Source organism: Klebsiella huaxiensis (genome assembly GCF_003261575.2).
Taxonomy (GTDB): domain Bacteria; phylum Pseudomonadota; class Gammaproteobacteria; order Enterobacterales; family Enterobacteriaceae; genus Klebsiella; species Klebsiella huaxiensis.
Genome location: NZ_CP036175.1, coordinates 6,167,491 through 6,183,608, shown reverse-complemented (window position 1 = coordinate 6,183,608; position 16,118 = coordinate 6,167,491). Strand labels below are relative to the sequence as shown.

The 16,118-nt window shown below is 51.9% G+C and carries 17 protein-coding genes; 12 read left to right on the top strand and 5 right to left on the bottom strand.

Features of this window, described 5'->3' with window-relative positions; translation table 11 throughout:
- The first annotated feature begins 322 nt into the window (after positions 1-322).
- From DA718_RS31190 to mnmE, 6 genes are all read left to right on the top strand, one after another.
- On the top strand, positions 323-403 hold the full coding sequence (locus DA718_RS31190; protein ID WP_420915787.1) for a hypothetical protein: 81 nt from the start codon (positions 323-325) through the stop codon (positions 401-403).
- A 218-nt stretch (positions 404-621) separates the two neighbouring features.
- A complete protein-coding gene (gene rpmH / locus DA718_RS29565) occupies positions 622-762 on the top strand; it encodes a 50S ribosomal protein L34 (protein WP_002220736.1) in 141 nt (46 codons plus the stop codon).
- Between the two features lie 15 nt (positions 763-777).
- Positions 778-1,137, top strand: coding sequence for a ribonuclease P protein component (gene rnpA / locus DA718_RS29560; RefSeq protein WP_004871829.1), 360 nt, complete (start codon positions 778-780; stop codon positions 1,135-1,137).
- Entirely contained in the window at positions 1,101-1,358 is a 258-nt protein-coding gene (gene yidD, locus DA718_RS29555; protein ID WP_004871831.1) for a membrane protein insertion efficiency factor YidD, read from the top strand. Before rnpA ends, yidD begins: the two co-directional genes overlap by 37 nt.
- 2 nt (positions 1,359-1,360) lie before the next feature.
- The gene (yidC, locus tag DA718_RS29550) at positions 1,361-3,007 is read left to right on the top strand and encodes a membrane protein insertase YidC (RefSeq protein ID WP_112215618.1); all 1,647 of its coding nucleotides are present in this window, start codon (positions 1,361-1,363) and stop codon (positions 3,005-3,007) included.
- A 194-nt stretch (positions 3,008-3,201) separates the two neighbouring features.
- Positions 3,202-4,566 (top strand): tRNA uridine-5-carboxymethylaminomethyl(34) synthesis GTPase MnmE, encoded by a 1,365-nt coding sequence (mnmE, locus tag DA718_RS29545; protein ID WP_112215617.1) that lies wholly within the window; start codon positions 3,202-3,204, stop codon positions 4,564-4,566.
- A gap of 76 nt (positions 4,567-4,642) precedes the next feature.
- Here the strand turns inward: mnmE and DA718_RS29540 are convergent, their stop codons facing one another.
- Positions 4,643-5,344 (bottom strand): HAD family hydrolase, encoded by a 702-nt coding sequence (locus tag DA718_RS29540; protein WP_112215616.1) that lies wholly within the window; start codon positions 5,342-5,344, stop codon positions 4,643-4,645.
- A gap of 93 nt (positions 5,345-5,437) precedes the next feature.
- Here DA718_RS29540 and DA718_RS29535 point away from each other — a divergent pair, with 93 nt between their 5' ends.
- From DA718_RS29535 to DA718_RS29515, 5 genes are all read left to right on the top strand, one after another.
- The gene (locus DA718_RS29535; RefSeq protein WP_112215615.1) at positions 5,438-6,325 is read left to right on the top strand and encodes a LysR family transcriptional regulator; all 888 of its coding nucleotides are present in this window, start codon (positions 5,438-5,440) and stop codon (positions 6,323-6,325) included.
- A gap of 121 nt (positions 6,326-6,446) precedes the next feature.
- On the top strand, positions 6,447-7,631 hold the full coding sequence (locus tag DA718_RS29530; protein ID WP_112215614.1) for an MFS transporter: 1,185 nt from the start codon (positions 6,447-6,449) through the stop codon (positions 7,629-7,631).
- On the top strand, positions 7,600-8,559 hold the full coding sequence (yidZ, locus tag DA718_RS29525) for an HTH-type transcriptional regulator YidZ (protein WP_112215613.1): 960 nt from the start codon (positions 7,600-7,602) through the stop codon (positions 8,557-8,559). Before DA718_RS29530 ends, yidZ begins: the two co-directional genes overlap by 32 nt.
- 146 nt (positions 8,560-8,705) lie before the next feature.
- On the top strand, positions 8,706-9,443 hold the full coding sequence (locus DA718_RS29520; RefSeq protein ID WP_112215612.1) for a 4'-phosphopantetheinyl transferase family protein: 738 nt from the start codon (positions 8,706-8,708) through the stop codon (positions 9,441-9,443).
- A gap of 37 nt (positions 9,444-9,480) precedes the next feature.
- Positions 9,481-10,047: an NADPH-dependent FMN reductase gene (locus tag DA718_RS29515; RefSeq protein WP_112215611.1), complete on the top strand. Its 567-nt coding sequence runs from the start codon at positions 9,481-9,483 to the stop codon at positions 10,045-10,047.
- A 49-nt stretch (positions 10,048-10,096) separates the two neighbouring features.
- On the opposite strand, the gene adeP is transcribed toward DA718_RS29515, so the two are convergent.
- On the bottom strand, positions 10,097-11,434 hold the full coding sequence (gene adeP / locus DA718_RS29510; RefSeq protein WP_112215610.1) for an adenine permease AdeP: 1,338 nt from the start codon (positions 11,432-11,434) through the stop codon (positions 10,097-10,099).
- Between the two features lie 167 nt (positions 11,435-11,601).
- Here adeP and yieH point away from each other — a divergent pair, with 167 nt between their 5' ends.
- Positions 11,602-12,267 (top strand): 6-phosphogluconate phosphatase, encoded by a 666-nt coding sequence (gene yieH, locus DA718_RS29505; RefSeq protein ID WP_112215609.1) that lies wholly within the window; start codon positions 11,602-11,604, stop codon positions 12,265-12,267.
- A 78-nt stretch (positions 12,268-12,345) separates the two neighbouring features.
- On the opposite strand, the gene DA718_RS29500 is transcribed toward yieH, so the two are convergent.
- The 3 genes from DA718_RS29500 to DA718_RS29490 are packed head-to-tail and all read right to left on the bottom strand — an operon-like array spanning position 12,346 to position 15,978.
- The gene (locus tag DA718_RS29500; RefSeq protein ID WP_112215608.1) at positions 12,346-13,068 is read right to left on the bottom strand and encodes a glucosamine-6-phosphate deaminase; all 723 of its coding nucleotides are present in this window, start codon (positions 13,066-13,068) and stop codon (positions 12,346-12,348) included.
- Between the two features lie 55 nt (positions 13,069-13,123).
- Complete coding sequence (locus tag DA718_RS29495) at positions 13,124-14,290, bottom strand: esterase (RefSeq protein WP_112215607.1); 1,167 nt, start codon at positions 14,288-14,290, stop codon at positions 13,124-13,126.
- Between the two features lie 41 nt (positions 14,291-14,331).
- The gene (locus DA718_RS29490; RefSeq protein ID WP_112215606.1) at positions 14,332-15,978 is read right to left on the bottom strand and encodes a carbohydrate porin; all 1,647 of its coding nucleotides are present in this window, start codon (positions 15,976-15,978) and stop codon (positions 14,332-14,334) included.
- Between the last annotated feature and the right edge of the window lie 140 nt (positions 15,979-16,118).

Sequence of the window (16,118 nt, the reverse complement as noted above, 5' to 3'; positions counted from 1 at the left end):
GGCGGACTCCACTCGAACAAAAATCGATATAAAAGAGAAACTGAAACAATCGTGATTGTTGGCACACGTCGACAAGACCCTGCATTAGCCGAAAAGCCCCTGCACAAAAGGGGTGACGTGCGAACCGCTATCTGCGGTTATTACCCGATGTGGATCATTGGATCACGATCGGGACCGCGGATCATAGCCTAAAGTGAGAAAGAGATCTTGTGTTTCTCAACAGATTCTTCCCGATTTATCCACAGGAAGGATCGAAGCCGGGTAAGTGTAAACGATCCCGGGGAGAGTGAAGCACGATTTCAGCCGCATATTGGAAAAATTAATGAGCTATGCTGGTTTTGGGCTTAATCGATCTAACAAAGATCCTTTGCGATCCTTGCGCTTTATCCACCAGGTCGTATAATCCCCCACCCGGCGCGTAATGCCCGTTTTCCGCATCGTGCCATCGCTTATTTTTTGTGCGGCAAGGTGCGAGAAATAAGGAAAGAGAATTGACTCCGGAGTGTACAATTATTACAATCCGGCCTCTTTAATCACCCACGCTGAGGCGTAGGCCGTTCGAAATTCGTTCGGGTATACGCGAAAGTCAGTGAAATTATTCAAGTTTAGGTAGAAACCGCCATGAAACGCACTTTTCAACCGTCTGTACTGAAGCGCAACCGTTCTCACGGCTTCCGTGCTCGTATGGCTACTAAAAATGGTCGTCAGGTTCTGGCACGTCGTCGTGCTAAAAGCCGTTCTCGTCTGACCGTTTCCAAGTAATAAAGCTAACCCTGAGTGGTTAAGCTCGCATTTCCCAGGGAGTTACGTTTGTTAACTCCCAGTCATTTCACTTTCGTCTTCCAGCAGCCATTACGGGCTGGCACGCCGCAAATCACCATCCTCGGCCGCCAAAATTCGCTGGGGCATCCCCGCATCGGTCTTACTGTCGCCAAGAAAAACGTTAAACGCGCACATGAACGCAATCGGATTAAACGTCTGACGCGTGAAAGCTTCCGTTTACGTCAACATGAACTCCCGCCAATGGATTTCGTGGTGGTGGCGAAGAAGGGGGTTGCCGACCTCGATAACCGTGCTCTCTCGGAAGCGTTGGAAAAATTATGGCGCCGCCACTGTCGCCTGGCTCGCGGGTCCTGATAGGCCTGATTCGGGTCTATCAACGCCTGATTAGTCCGCTACTCGGGCCGCACTGTCGTTTCACACCAACCTGCTCTCAATACGGAATTGAGGCATTGCGCAGGTTTGGACTGATAAAAGGCAGTTGGTTGACGGTGAAACGCGTATTAAAATGCCACCCTTTACACCCTGGTGGTGACGATCCCGTCCCGCCTGGACCATTTGATACCAGAGAACACTAACGATGGATTCGCAACGCAATCTTCTTATCATCGCTTTGTTGTTCGTGTCTTTCATGATCTGGCAAGCGTGGGAGCAGGATAACAATCCTCAGCCCCAGCAGCAGACCACGCAGACAACGACCACAGCAACGGGTAGCGCCGCCGACCAGGGCGTACCGGCCAGTGGCCAGGGGAAACTGATTACGGTAAAAACCGATGTGCTTGACCTGACCATCAACACCAGCGGTGGTGATGTTGAGCAAGCGCTGCTTCTGGACTATCCAAAAGAGCTGAAATCGACAGAACCGTTCCAGTTACTGGAAACCACTCCGCAGTTTACCTATCAGGCGCAGAGCGGTTTAACCGGTCGTGATGGCCCGGATAACCCGGCTAACGGACCGCGTCCGCTGTATAACGTCGATAAAGATGCGTTTGTGCTGGCTGATGGCCAGAACGAAATCGTCATTCCACTGGCGTACACCGATAAAGCAGGCAACGTTTTCACCAAAACTTTCACCCTGAAGCGCGGTGAATATGCGGTCAACGTCGCCTATAGCGTACAAAACGCCAGCGAAAAACCGCTAGAAGTGTCGACCTTTGGTCAGCTGAAGCAGTCTGCCAATCTGCCGACGCATCGCGATACCCAGACGGGTGGTCTGACGACAATGCACACTTTCCGTGGTGCAGCGTATTCAACATCTGAAACGAAGTACGAAAAGTATAAATTCGACACTATCGTTGATAACGAAAACCTGAACGTCAGCACCAAAAACGGTTGGGTTGCCATGCTGCAGCAGTACTTTACTACCGCATGGGTTCCGCAGAACAATGGCACTAACAACTTCTACACCGCGAATCTCGGTAACGGTATTGTGGCTATCGGCTACAAATCTCAGCCGGTTCTGGTGCAGCCTGGTCAAACCGATAAGCTGGAAAGCACCCTGTGGGTCGGCCCGGCAATTCAGGACAAAATGGCTGCCGTTGCGCCGCATCTTGACCTGACCGTTGACTACGGTTGGCTGTGGTTCATCTCTCAGCCGTTGTTCAAACTGCTGAAATGGATCCATAGCTTCCTGGGTAACTGGGGCTTCTCCATCATCGTTATCACCTTTATCGTTCGTGGCATCATGTACCCGCTGACTAAAGCGCAGTACACCTCCATGGCGAAGATGCGTATGCTGCAGCCGAAGATTCAGGCAATGCGTGAGCGTCTGGGTGATGACAAACAGCGTCAAAGCCAGGAAATGATGGCTCTGTATAAAGCTGAGAAGGTTAACCCGCTGGGTGGCTGCTTCCCGCTGATAATTCAGATGCCAATCTTCCTTGCGCTGTATTACATGCTGAGCGCTTCGGTTGAACTGCGTCATGCGCCGTTTATCCTGTGGATCCACGACCTGTCAGCACAAGACCCGTACTACATCCTGCCGATCATCATGGGCGCAACGATGTTCTTCATTCAGAAGATGTCGCCGACCACGGTAACCGACCCGATGCAGCAGAAGATCATGACCTTTATGCCGGTCATCTTCACGGTGTTCTTCCTGTGGTTCCCATCTGGTCTGGTGGTTTACTATATCGTCAGCAACCTGGTCACCATTATCCAGCAGCAGCTGATTTACCGTGGTCTGGAGAAGCGTGGCCTGCATAGCCGCGAGAAGAAAAAATCCTGATTCTCTTCATTCTTCAAGCTGCAGATGCGTTGGCTTCGTTAGTTCGCCCCAGTCACTTACTTCAGTAAGCTCCTGGGGCCTCTCTAACTTGCCGCCTTCCTGCAACTTGAACTATTTCGAGAATCTACGGTAAAGTTAATGCCAGAGAAGGCGGTCAATAGACCGCCTTTTTTACATTTACATAGAGAGTAATCATGAGCCATAACGACACTATCGTCGCACAGGCAACCCCACCGGGACGCGGTGGTGTGGGCATTCTGCGTATCTCTGGCCTGAAGGCGCGCGACGTCGCACAGGCGGTGCTCGGCAAGCTGCCAAAGCCGCGCTATGCCGACTACCTGCCGTTTAAAGACAGCGACGGCAGCGCGCTGGATCAGGGGATTGCGCTGTGGTTCCCTGGCCCGAATTCCTTCACAGGTGAAGACGTACTAGAACTTCAGGGCCACGGCGGCCCGGTTATCCTCGACCTGCTGCTCAAACGTATTCTGATGCTACCAGGCCTGCGTATCGCCAGGCCCGGTGAGTTCTCCGAGCGCGCGTTTCTCAATGACAAGCTCGATCTGGCTCAGGCCGAGGCAATTGCCGACCTGATCGATGCCAGCTCAGAGCAAGCCGCGCGTTCCGCGCTGAACTCTTTACAAGGTGCATTCTCCACACGCGTTAATCACCTTGTGGAAGCACTTACTCACCTGCGAATCTACGTGGAAGCGGCCATCGACTTCCCGGACGAGGAGATCGACTTCCTCTCCGATGGCAAAATCGAAGCCCAGCTTAACGAGGTGATTGCCGACCTCGACGCCGTACGCACCGAAGCGCGCCAGGGCAGCCTGCTGCGCGAAGGGATGAAAGTGGTGATTGCCGGACGTCCGAACGCCGGTAAATCGAGCCTGCTGAACGCTCTGGCGGGTCGTGAAGCGGCTATCGTCACCGATATTGCCGGTACTACCCGCGACGTGCTACGCGAACATATCCATATCGACGGTATGCCGCTGCACATCATCGACACTGCAGGCCTACGCGATGCGAACGATGAGGTCGAGCGCATCGGCATCGAGCGTGCCTGGCAGGAGATTGAACAAGCCGACCGCGTGCTGTTTATGGTCGATGGCACCACCACTGATGCGACCGATCCGGCGGATATCTGGCCGGACTTTATCGCCCGTCTGCCGAAAAACTTGCCGATTACCGTGGTGCGCAATAAAGCGGATATCACCGGCGAGACGCTGGGGCTGAGCGAAGTAAATGGCCACTCACTTGTCCGCCTCTCCGCTCGTACCGGTGAAGGCGTCGACGTGCTGCGCAACCATCTCAAACAGAGCATGGGCTTTGAAACCAATATGGAAGGCGGCTTCCTCGCACGCCGTCGCCATCTGCAGGCGCTGTCCGAGGCCGCAGAGCATCTGCAGCAGGGGAAAGCGCAGCTGCTGGGCGCGTGGGCAGGCGAACTGCTGGCGGAAGAGCTGCGCTTGGCGCAGCAGAACCTGAGCGAAATTACTGGCGAATTTACCTCTGACGACCTGCTGGGACGGATTTTCTCCAGTTTCTGTATTGGCAAATAGGCTCAGTTTGTGAGCATTGACTAACCCGCTTTAACTGTCTGTTAAAGCGGGATTTTTATTATTTCCCTTCCTCATTTTAACGATGCTCTCCCATCTGCACGGAATGTTCAGGAGTGAACAAAAGTACCGGCGTGTTATCGCCTTCTGTCACAACGCGAACCCCACGAAAGTCAGGGATAGCAAGCATTGCACCGTAAGGCAGTAAATCATCGCCGCCGATCCCTACGCAATACGCTCCTGCGGCAACGGCGGAAGTGACTCCGCTGCGGGAATCCTCAAAAACAACCGTCTGATTCGCCGGGATCCCTAGCCGCGCCGCCGCCAGCAGATAGGGGTCGGGATGAGGCTTACCTCTGGCGACATCATCACGCTCGACGATGACCGAAATGCAGGACTGAATATGAAGCATTTCAATCACCCGCTCGATTTTCTCACGCCAGCCGCTGGTAACAATACCGACGGTGATCCCCGCGTCCTTAAGGGAAGTAATAAGCTCCGCCACACCAAGGATAGCCTCATAACTGGCGGTGTTTTCGACATAAATAATATGTTCCTGGACTTTCTGCCGATCGGCAAGAGGCAGGTCATTAAACAGCGCGCGAATCGTGTGCGGTCCCGGCTGACCATGAATATGTTTAATAATATCTTCGTCGCTAATTTCACGGCCGTACATTTTCGCGGCTTCACACCATGCACGCTCGATAACAGCATTAGAATCAATTAATACACCATCCATATCGAAAAGAACGGCTAACTTTATCGACTTATTTTGACACATCAATATCGTCCTTATTTATAATGAAAGACCTCTTGGCAAGTATGCTCTGACTTATGATAGAGTATATAATTCCATTTTTTCAGAGTTCGATAAATGTCAGGAATGGATATAAGACTCATACGCGCATTTGTTACAGTTGCAGAACAAGGTAGCTACCACAAGGCCGCTATGGCCCTGCACCTCACGCAGCCAGCCTTATCCAAACAAATCCAGGCATTAGAGCAGCAGGTCGGTGGGGCGCTTTTCCAGCGCGGACGCCACGGTGCGATACTCACTGAGCTTGGGCAGCAGCTGTTTTCGAAAGCTCAAGATCTGGTAAAACAACACCATCGTTTTTTAAGTTATACGCGAGAAATACAGAAAAAGAATAGCGGTAGTTTATTAATTGGGTTTGGGATTTCATCATTCAATACCGTTCCCGCGTGGATCAACATATTTCAAAATATGCATACAGGAATAGAGTTATCCGTGAGTCATATTCCATCAAGCGTGCAATGTAAACTATTAATGGATGGATCTCTGCATGTCGGTTTTGTTCGCCTTCCGATGACCGAACCACTAAGTTCAATATTCATTAAACATGAAAAACTTATTCTGGCGGTGCCATCAGCAAAAACCTGGCAGCAAAAAAGCGAGCGGGATATTTTAATGTCGAACACAATATTGCAAATTAATCCGGATCAAAGCCCCTGCCAGGCGGAACAAACAAGGCAATATCTTCTGCAAAGCGACATCACAGCTGAACCCGCGTCCGTTACGGATGATATACATACTTTATTGGCCCTGATCGCCGGGGGAAACGGCGTCGCGTTGCTACCAGAAAGCGTGCGTAACTTCCTCCCTGCCGGAGTGAGTCTGCACAATCTTGAAGGAAACCAGGCTGGCTGGGATATTGGCCTCGTCTGGAATTCGCAGATAAGTAATCATTTACGCGATCAATTTATCGAGACAGTAAAAAACAATATAAAATCAAACCATTAACCTATAATCGTTTATCTCCGAAGCGTTTTTCCTCCCAGGAAATCATTGTTGTCCAAATGGCAACTCGTACTGCCGCGCGATCGTCTCTATTCTGTACGACATTCTTATCGCGAGGGGTTCTATGGCACGCTTTCTTATCTGTAGTTTTGCGCTGGTTTTGCTTTATCCATCCGGCATCGATATGTATCTGGTCGGCCTGCCGCGCATCGCACAGGACCTGGGGGCCAGCGAAGCGCAACTGCACATTGCCTTCTCGGTTTATCTCGCGGGAATGGCCGCCGCGATGCTGTTTGCTGGCCGTATAGCGGATAAATCAGGACGTAAGCCGGTCGCCATATTCGGAGCTATAGTCTTTGTTCTGGCGTCCCTGCTCTGTTCTCAAGCGCAGGTCAGTACCCACTTCCTGATTGGGCGTTTTATTCAGGGGATTGGCGCGGGTAGCTGCTACGTCGTCGCCTTTGCCGTTCTGCGCGATACCCTCGACGATCGCCGCCGTGCCAAAGTCCTGTCGTTGCTAAACGGCATCACCTGCATTATTCCGGTACTGGCTCCGGTGCTGGGCCATCTGATTATGCTGAAATACCCCTGGCAGAGCCTGTTCTATACCATGACCGGCATGGGCGTTCTGGTGGGCCTGCTTTCGATTTTTGCGTTGCGGGAAACGCGCCCAACCTCCATACCGCACACGGAAACACAGCAAAATATCGCCCCCGAGTCGCTACTTAACCGCTTTTTCCTCAGCCGAATTGTCATTACCACCCTGAGCGTGACGACTATCCTGACCTACGTTAACGTCTCCCCGGTGCTGATGATGGAAGAGATGGGCTTCGATCGCGGGACCTATTCCATGGCAATGGCGATGATGGCGCTGGTCAGTATGGTAGTTTCATTTTCGACGCCGTTTGCCCTGACGCTATTTAAGCCGCGCACGCTGATGCTGACCTCACAGGTTCTGTTCTTTATCGCTGGGGTGCTGCTTAGTCTCTCCACCAGCCAGGCCATGACAATGCTGGGACTGGGGCTTATTTGCGCCGGATTCTCCGTCGGCTTTGGCGTGGCGATGAGTCAGGCTTTAGGGCCATTTACCCTGCGCGCGGGCGTCGCAAGCTCAGTTTTGGGGATTGCTCAGGTCTGCGGCTCTTCGCTGTGGATTTGGCTGGCGGCGATCGTCGGACTCAGCGCAATGAATATGCTGATCGGGATACTCATTGCCTGTAGCATAGTAAGCATTGTTCTGATTATGGTCGCTTCCCCTTCGCGGGCCGCGCAGCGCTATGAAGAAACCCCTGTCGAGTCTCGATCTTAACTTACTCTTGTGCCTGCAACTTTTAACGCAGGAGCTCAGCGTCACCCGCACGGCGAAACGAATGAACGTCTCGCCGTCGGCAGTGAGTAAGTCGCTGGCCAAGCTGCGCGCCTGGTTTGACGATCCTTTGTTTGTTAAAACCCCTCAGGGACTGTCGCCCACGCCGCTGATGAGCAGCATGGAGCAGGATTTAGCGGACTGGATGCAGATGGGCAATCAGATCCTCGATAAGCCTCATCACACGATGCCAAGCGGTCTGAAGTTTGAGCTGGCAGCGGAGTCGCCGCTGCTGATGATCCTGCTGAATTCGCTTTCTCAGCGGATCTACCAGCACTATCCTCAGGCGCTGATCCGCCTGCGTAATTGGGATTACGATTCACTGGATGCCATTATTCGTGGCGAAGTCGATATCGGTTTTTGCGGGCGTGAAACCCATCCGCGCTCCCGGGAACAGCTAAGTATGCTGCCCTGGTATATCGATTTTGAGGTTCTGTTTACCGACCTGCCGCAGGTGTGGCTACGCGCCGATCACCCCGCACTCAGCGAGGAATGGAGTCTTGAGACTTTTTTACGCTATCCGCACATCAATATATGCTGGGAACAGAGCGATACCTGGGCGCTGGATGACGTGCTGCACGATCTGGGGCATAAACGCACCGTGGCGTTGACCGTGCCAGGTTTTGAGCAGTCGCTGTTTATGGCCGCACAGCCAAATCATACGATGCTGGCGACTGCGCCACGCTATTGTCAGCGTTATAATCAGCAGCACCATCTACCGCTGGTCTCGCTTCCACTACCGCTGGAACCATCGCTTCTGGAGAAAGTGCGCGTCCCCTTCACGCTGCTGTGGCATAAGCGCAATAGCTACAACCCGAAGATCGTCTGGCTGCGAGAAACCCTAAGGCAGCTCTATATCGACCCGTTGTAGCCCTGGTTTGCCTCGTTCGCGCAATAAATTGTAAAATTCACACAATTTCCCTTTTCAAGAGGGAATTTCCGCATTAAAACCTGACTATTCTGAGCGATAATATTATTCGCAGTTTTTATCATTGACCATTAATCACGGAGCGACGAATGGCAACGCATTTTGCAAGAGGGATACTCAACACCAGAGAACCACAATCAACACGCCTGTCGGCGGCCTGTCATCAATCGGCAAGACGCCTGCCCGAGTACCGACAAAGCCGCTATCGTGCATCACGATCGCTACTCGCAGAACTTCTCTTCATGTTGTATGGCATCAGTGAACTTCCCGAAATAATTGACGAAGAGAATGGTAAACCGACTTTTCGCGACGAGCATCTCCCACGCTTCTCCATCTCTTATGCCGGAAATATCGTCGGCGTAGCACTAACCACCGAAGGGGATTGCGGCCTGGATATGGAGCTACGGCACACCACCCAGGGTTTACATTCATTACATGATGCTGACCGCTACGCTTTTAATAGCAATGAGCGTTTATGGATTAGCAATCAGCACGACCCCGATGAAGCACGCGCTCAACTGGCTGCACTACGTAAAAGCATCCTGAAACTGACTGGGGAATCCCCAGTTCACCTACAGCTCCTCCCAGGATCGGGCAGATTACGAACGGGCAGAATGCAGCCAATAGAAGCCGTCTGTGACGCCGAAACAGTGCTGGTCTGGTCCATCGCCGCAAGCCCGGATATTGGCCAACTAAAAATCTGGGAATATGGCGGCAAAGCGGGGTGGCACAGCCTGCCTGACGTGCAAATTCGTGCAAAAGAGTTATCCACCCGACTCATGCGCTTTACCAGCTTACCAACCGAAAAAGCCTTCTCCCTCAACTGACCGGCCCGTCCGGCCATCATGATGCAAAGGAGCAATCATGTCTGATACGTTGAAAGTTGTTACGTTACTCGGAAGCCTGCGCAAGGGCTCTTTTAATGCCATGGTAGCGCGCACCCTGCCCGGCATTGCGCCTGCGGGAATGGAAATCTCCGCGTTACCATCCATTGGCGCGATTCCGCTGTACGATGCTGACGCCCAACAGGAAGAGGGATTCCCGCAAAGCGTGCAGGATATTGCTCAGAAAATTCGCGAAGCGGATGGTGTGGTTATCGTGACTCCAGAATATAACTACTCGGTTCCCGGAGGCCTGAAAAATGCCATCGACTGGCTGTCTCGCCTGCCAGAACAACCCCTATCCGGCAAACCGGTATTGATTCAAACCAGCTCAATGGGCGCTATTGGCGGCGCGCGCTGCCAGTATCATCTGCGTCAGATTCTGGTCTTCCTCGATGCGATGGTGATGAACAAGCCAGAGTTTATGGGCGGCGTGATTCAGAACAAGGTCGATCCGCAGGAGGGGAAAGTGGTCGATCAGAGTACGCTCGATCATCTCAGCGGGCAGCTAAGCGCCTTTGCCGAGTATATTCAGCGGGTTAAAGCGTAGTATTGTTCCCTCACACTCGCCAGCATGCCGAGTGTGAGGGGAACGCGCATTAATGAGCGTCGATAAACACAATCTTCAGCACGAACAGCAGTGAAACCACAATCACGCATGGGCTGAGGTCACGCAGACGGCCGGTACCAATCTTCATCACGCAGTAAGAGATAAAGCCTAAGGCAATACCTTCGGTAATAGAGAAGCTAAACGGCATCATCACGGCGGTAATAAACGCAGGAACCGATTCGGTCAGGTCATCCCACTTCACTCGCGCCAGGCTGGACGTCATCAGAACGCCAACGTAAATCAGCGCACCGGCTGCGGCATAGGCAGGAACCATGCCTGCCAGCGGCGACAGGAAGATAACCAGCAGGAACAGAAGACCAACCACTACAGCGGTTAAGCCGGTGCGGCCGCCAACGGAAACCCCTGAAGACGATTCGATATAGGCAGTTACGGAAGAGGTGCCAATAAAAGAACCCGCAACGGACGAAACGCTATCGACAAACAGCGCCTGCTTCATGCGCGGGAACTTACCCTTCTCATCGGCCAGACCGGCTTTATCAGTCACGCCGATCAGGGTACCGGAGGAGTCAAACAGGTTCACCAGCATAAACGAGAAGATCACGCCTGCCAGACCGAGGTTCAGCGAGCCCGCCAGATCCACATGACCAATCACCGTGGTCACGCTCGGCGGCGCAGAAACGATGCCGGTATAGTGAACATCACCCAATATCCAGCCCAGCAGCGTGGTGACCACGATAGAAACCAGTACCGCCGCGTGAATATTGCGGGAAGCCAGAATCGCGATAATAAAGAAGCCAAGAATACCCAGCAATACGCTGTGGGACGTCAGGTTGCCAATACTCACCAGGGTGTCTTTGTTTGCGACAATCACACCCGCGTTTTTCAGGCCCATCATGCCGATAAACAGACCGATACCGCTGGTGATACCGACGCGCAGGCTAACCGGGATATTAGCAATCATCCAGTAGCGTACGCGGAAAATCGTCAGCAGCAGCAGGCCTACAGCGCCCCAGAAAATCGCGCCCATTCCGACCTGCCACGGCAGTCCCATCGCCTGGACCACGACAAACGCAAAGAAGGCATTAAGGCCCATTGCTGGTGCCAGTGCCACCGGCAGGTTAGCAAACAGCCCCATCATGATGCTGCCGAATGCGGCGATCAGACAGGTGGTGACGAAAACAGCGCTGGTATCCATACCCGCCACGCCGAGAATCTGTGGGTTAACGAAAACGATGTACACCATCGTCAGGAAGGTGGTGAAACCTGCAATCGCTTCGGTACGTGCCGTCGTGCCGTGTTCGCGGAGTTTGAACACGCGCTCCAGCAGACCCTGGCCAGAAGACTGGCTGGTTTGTTGTTGACTCATTATCGGTTTCCGAACAAAGGAGGGAAAATTCGTCGCTATCCTATACCAAAATGCGACAATAAGGGCAGTTGTGAGATACTTTTTTTCATTGATTTTGCTTATACGGCAACGATTGCGTCTCACGAATCAGCATGACGAAAACGTTAACTTACTAAAATGGAAACGACATGACCCAACCAGAATCAGTATTTTTCGACTGTGACGGCACGCTGGTCGACAGCGAGGTGATCTGCTCCCGCGCCTACGTCCATATGTTCAGGGAATTTGGCATTACGCTGGATTTAGAAGAAATTTTTAAGCGCTTCAAGGGCGTAAAACTTTACGAGATTATCGACACCATTAACGCGGAGTACGGCGTTGACCTGCAAAAAGCGACTCTTGAGCCGGTTTACCGCGATGAAGTTGCGCGTCTCTTTGATACTGAACTGGAAGTCATCCCTGGCGCACAGGCGCTGCTGGATTCGGTCAAGGTGCCGATGTGCGTGGTCTCCAACGGCCCGGTGAGCAAAATGCAGCACTCTCTCGGCAAAACCGGAATGCTGCACCATTTTCCTGAGCGTCTCTACAGCGGGTACGACATCCAGCGCTGGAAGCCCGATCCGGCCCTGATGCTCCATGCCGCAAAAGCGATGAACGTGAACGTCGAGAACTGCATTCTGGTCGATGATTCCAGCGCAGGCGCGCAGTCAGGGATCGCTGCCGGAATGGAGGTATTCTACTTCTGCGCCGATCCGCATAACAAACCGATCGTGCATCCGAAAGTGACGACGTTTACCCACCTGGACGAATTACCGGACCTGTGGAAAGCGCGCGGCTGGGATATTACTCGATAAATGCGGAGCGTAGCGCAATCCAGCGTTATCCCGGATTGCGCTACGCTTAGAGCCTAATGGAATAGGCTCCTGGTGAAGCTACGGCTTGCTCAACTCTGCAACAGCCGCCTTATCAGCAATAATCACCAGTGAAGGATGCAGTTTCAGTACGGAAGCTGGAACCTGCTCGCTCACCTCTCCTTCAATAACCTGTTTCAGCGCCTGAGCTTTTGCCGCACCGCTGGCGATAAGCAGCAGATTTTTCGCCGCCATCACGCTTTTCGGCCCCATGGTAACGTAGCTATCCGGTACCACTGAGAAATCCCCGCCCATTTCGCCATGTGCAACAAGGCCTACCATCTCCCCGGCAATCGGAACTTCAACCGTCGCATCGTGGAAACGCGTGGTATTTGGCAGGTTACCGCAAAAATGGCCGTCAGCACCCAGCCCCATAACGATCAGGTCAAGGCCACCATCTTCCTGTAACTGACGGTCATGGTGCATAAAGTTTTCATGGCTGAGCTTGTGGATATTCTGTTCCTGAATCTGCGCGGGAGTGAAAAACAGATTACGCAGATTACTGATGGTGATGCCCTCACGATCCTGGCCGCGGAAAGGAATCTCATCAAAATTGTAATAATGAACCTGAGAATAAAAGGGTTTCCCTTTGATGGCAGCAGTCAAATGCTCATACATTTTCTTCGGCGTGCTGCCTGCCGTCACCGCCAAATTCATCCTCCGCGGTGCGGTGATGTAGCCCAGGACATGATGGCTGGCGACCAGGCTCATCTCTTCATAATCTTCCGTCACGATTAATTTCATTTTATCTCCCTGTAAATATTGAAGATAAGGGGCCAGAATCCTGGCCCCTTATCTTTTACTTAAATAGCTTCTGCACAAACTCGGCGTAGGCCGGACGCCAGACGTCCATTTCATGGTTTAGACCGGGATATTCATGGTAATCAAACTTGATTTTCTGCTTTTCCAGCTCAGTTTTCAGACCCGCAATATCCTTCCCGGTGACAACATCTTTCTCACCGACGACCACCGTAAAGTTACGCAGTTGCTTATTGATCGCCTGCGGCTGGTTTAATTGCGCTTCCACGCCTGCATCCGGCACCGTTGTTGTCGTTACGCCGCTGAAAGTTGCCAGCCAGCCGAAACTTTCAAGATGGTTCATCCCAGAGACCAGCGCCTGGTAGCCGCCCTGCGACAGCCCGGCGAGCGCCCGGCCATCCGCGTCTTTACGCACATTGAAGCGTTCATCAATCAGCGGAATGATGTCGTTCATTAACTCTTTATCGGCCGCTTTGGCATTTAGCGGATAGAAGGTTTTGCGCCTCTCCTGCGGCGGGAAGTTCTCCGCGATCGCTTCAGGAACATCGGTCTCAGTATCCGGTACCACCACTAACATCGGCTTGATTTTGCCTTCCGCCAGCAGATTATCCATGATCTGCGGGATGCGTCCCTGATCGATAGCCGATAAACCACTGTCGCCAAAGCCGTGATAGAAATAGAGTACCGGCAGCGGCTCACCCGTACCGGTATAACCCGGCGGCGTCCAGACGTAGGCACGACGCTCAGAATTCAGCGCCTTTGAGTGATAGGTCAACGTCCGTAACTCACCGTGAGCGACCGCCCGATCGTCAAGAATGCTGCCCGGCACCAGAATCAGGCTGGTATTCACCTGGCGCTGCGGCTTCTGATAGCGGCTGCCGGTATCAACAGATCGGAATCCATCAACATCAAAATAGTATTCGTAGAGGTTAGGGGCCAGAGCTTCGCCTTTCCACGTCCAGATCCCCTGCTCGTCTTTAGTCATATCGTGAGAAACAAAGGTATCTGGCGTTGCGCCCGTCACCACAGAAACGCGTTTTGCGTCCGGCGCAAACAGGCGGAAGGTTATGCTCTTATCAGCGTTAACCTGCGTAATATACTGGCTGACTGGGATCGACCCGTTTGGCGTTGCCGGAAACGGCGCGGCATGGACGAAAAACGCTGCACCCGCCAGCGCCAGAGCGAAATAAATAGCATGTCGTTTCATCGTTATTCCTCTTGAAAATTTTGTCCTGACCGTTGCCAGCTTTACCACCAGATTTCAGCCTGGGCGCCAACGGCAAATTGATCGTTTTTACCATCTTCAAAAATGCTGCGGGTATTGCTGTCAACTTTCTTATCCAGATCGATGTCCTTCGCTTTAATATACGTCGCATAGAAGCGGATTTCCGGGCGCGAAGTCAGCATACTGGTATTTACTTTAAAGGTATGGAACAACGTGGTTTTATAGCCGGACTCGTTATATTTCTTACCTGCGATATCTTTATTCTGCTGTTTGAAATAGCCCAACTCTACGCCGGTCTGGTTATATTTATCCCAGATATAAGCCGGACGAACAACGGCGCGAATGGATTCGAAATCAGAGTGTGCTCCGGTCTCGTAGCTATAGATATCGTTACCAAAAGAGTAAACGATCGCATTAGCCATAATGATATCATCACGCAAATAGGTTTCACCCTGAGAGGTCAGGCGAACGGCGGTACCGTTAGTATGATCGCCATAATATTTACCATTAAACGTGGTATATGGACTGGACCCAGCGTAACGCGAGAAGCTGCTGGCAATAGAGTTATTCGCCAGCAGGAATGAAAATTCGTTAAATCCGCCGTTATCAAATTTCTGCGTTAATGACGTCCCCGCCATCCAGGTATCTTTCCACTCATAATATCCATTATTCCCTTCATTATATTTCTCTGATGAGCTTTGGTTAGCCGCCACATAGCGCCCGGTAACCATCAGAGAAGCTTTATCCCAGAGAGGAATCTCTTTATAACGAATATCAATGGTATTGGTGTTAATTTGCTGGCTTTTGGTCAACGAGCGGTTGTAATCATCAACATCTTCGCGTACCAGTGCGATATCAAATTTACCCGCACCCACCTGCCAGTTCTCAAGACCAATACCGGCCGCGGCATCCGTTCTCTGGGTTTTCCAGTCCAGCATCTGGATTTCGATTTTCGGCGCACCATGCTTACCGACCCAGAAGTCCGCGTCCGGCGCAAACGGCAGGAAGCCTTTGGTATTCACGTACATATCAGAGAACTGCATATAGTTCTCACCGCCAGCATTATCGCCGAACCAACCAGCGGAGTACTGCTGACCAACGTTACCGTCGAACATCACGATCGCATCAACGCGCTTATTGCCTTCCTGGTATACCCGCTGTTTAAGCTGTAAATCAAACCAACCGGAGTATTCGTTACCAAAGCGGCCAAGCGAACCAATAGCCCAGGACTTTGGCGATCCATGAGATGCGGTTCCCCAGCCAGAGCGGTAGTAACCGTTGTAGCTAAAGCCAATCTCATCCTTCACAAACTTACTGAAATCTTTCATCGTTATAGAGCTATAAATAGATTCTCCATTAGCCGTGGTTTGATCATTTCTTACCAGTACGGCGGCTGGTTTTTGCGCACTGCCCGCAGGTGCCGGAGCGCTCACCACCTGTTGAGCAGCGCTTCCTTTATTACCGTCAGGCTGAGTATTTGAGACCCATATCTGAGTCCTGGTCTTTTCTTCGTCTTTGTATTTTTTAAGCTCTTTCTGCGTATCCTTAAGCGCTTGTTCCAGAAGCTCAAGACGTTGCTCAACCGTCAGTGATTCCGCCATGGCATTAGCGGTATAAGCAAGCGGAGCCATAAGAATAATTGCAGATGCAATCAGATTTCTTTTAAACATAATATCCCTTTATCTAATTATTGGCATAAAACGGAATACCGTTAACAAATAAATACGCCAGATAACACTCCGGCTCTGACGCTATATAAAAACGCTATCATTCAAACGCAAAGATTAAAGATGTCTCCTTTAAACTCATG

Bases quoted from the DNA above. Each gene is read 5' to 3' on its own strand.
- DA718_RS29500 (WP_112215608.1), bottom strand. From the start codon at position 13,068: ATGAAATTAATCGTGACGGAAGATTATGAAGAGATGAGCCTGGTCGCC.
- DA718_RS29520 (WP_112215612.1), top strand. From the start codon at position 8,706: ATGGCAACGCATTTTGCAAGAGGGATACTCAACACCAGAGAACCACAA.
- yieH (WP_112215609.1), top strand. From the start codon at position 11,602: ATGACCCAACCAGAATCAGTATTTTTCGACTGTGACGGCACGCTGGTC.
- DA718_RS29540 (WP_112215616.1), bottom strand. From the start codon at position 5,344: ATGTGTCAAAATAAGTCGATAAAGTTAGCCGTTCTTTTCGATATGGAT.
- DA718_RS29515 (WP_112215611.1), top strand. From the start codon at position 9,481: ATGTCTGATACGTTGAAAGTTGTTACGTTACTCGGAAGCCTGCGCAAG.
- mnmE (WP_112215617.1), top strand. From the start codon at position 3,202: ATGAGCCATAACGACACTATCGTCGCACAGGCAACCCCACCGGGACGC.
- DA718_RS31190 (WP_420915787.1), top strand. From the start codon at position 323: ATGAGCTATGCTGGTTTTGGGCTTAATCGATCTAACAAAGATCCTTTG.
- DA718_RS29495 (WP_112215607.1), bottom strand. From the start codon at position 14,290: ATGAAACGACATGCTATTTATTTCGCTCTGGCGCTGGCGGGTGCAGCG.
- yidC (WP_112215618.1), top strand. From the start codon at position 1,361: ATGGATTCGCAACGCAATCTTCTTATCATCGCTTTGTTGTTCGTGTCT.
- DA718_RS29490 (WP_112215606.1), bottom strand. From the start codon at position 15,978: ATGTTTAAAAGAAATCTGATTGCATCTGCAATTATTCTTATGGCTCCG.
- DA718_RS29535 (WP_112215615.1), top strand. From the start codon at position 5,438: ATGTCAGGAATGGATATAAGACTCATACGCGCATTTGTTACAGTTGCA.
- adeP (WP_112215610.1), bottom strand. From the start codon at position 11,434: ATGAGTCAACAACAAACCAGCCAGTCTTCTGGCCAGGGTCTGCTGGAG.
- rpmH (WP_002220736.1), top strand. From the start codon at position 622: ATGAAACGCACTTTTCAACCGTCTGTACTGAAGCGCAACCGTTCTCAC.
- DA718_RS29530 (WP_112215614.1), top strand. From the start codon at position 6,447: ATGGCACGCTTTCTTATCTGTAGTTTTGCGCTGGTTTTGCTTTATCCA.
- yidZ (WP_112215613.1), top strand. From the start codon at position 7,600: ATGAAGAAACCCCTGTCGAGTCTCGATCTTAACTTACTCTTGTGCCTG.
- yidD (WP_004871831.1), top strand. From the start codon at position 1,101: ATGGCGCCGCCACTGTCGCCTGGCTCGCGGGTCCTGATAGGCCTGATT.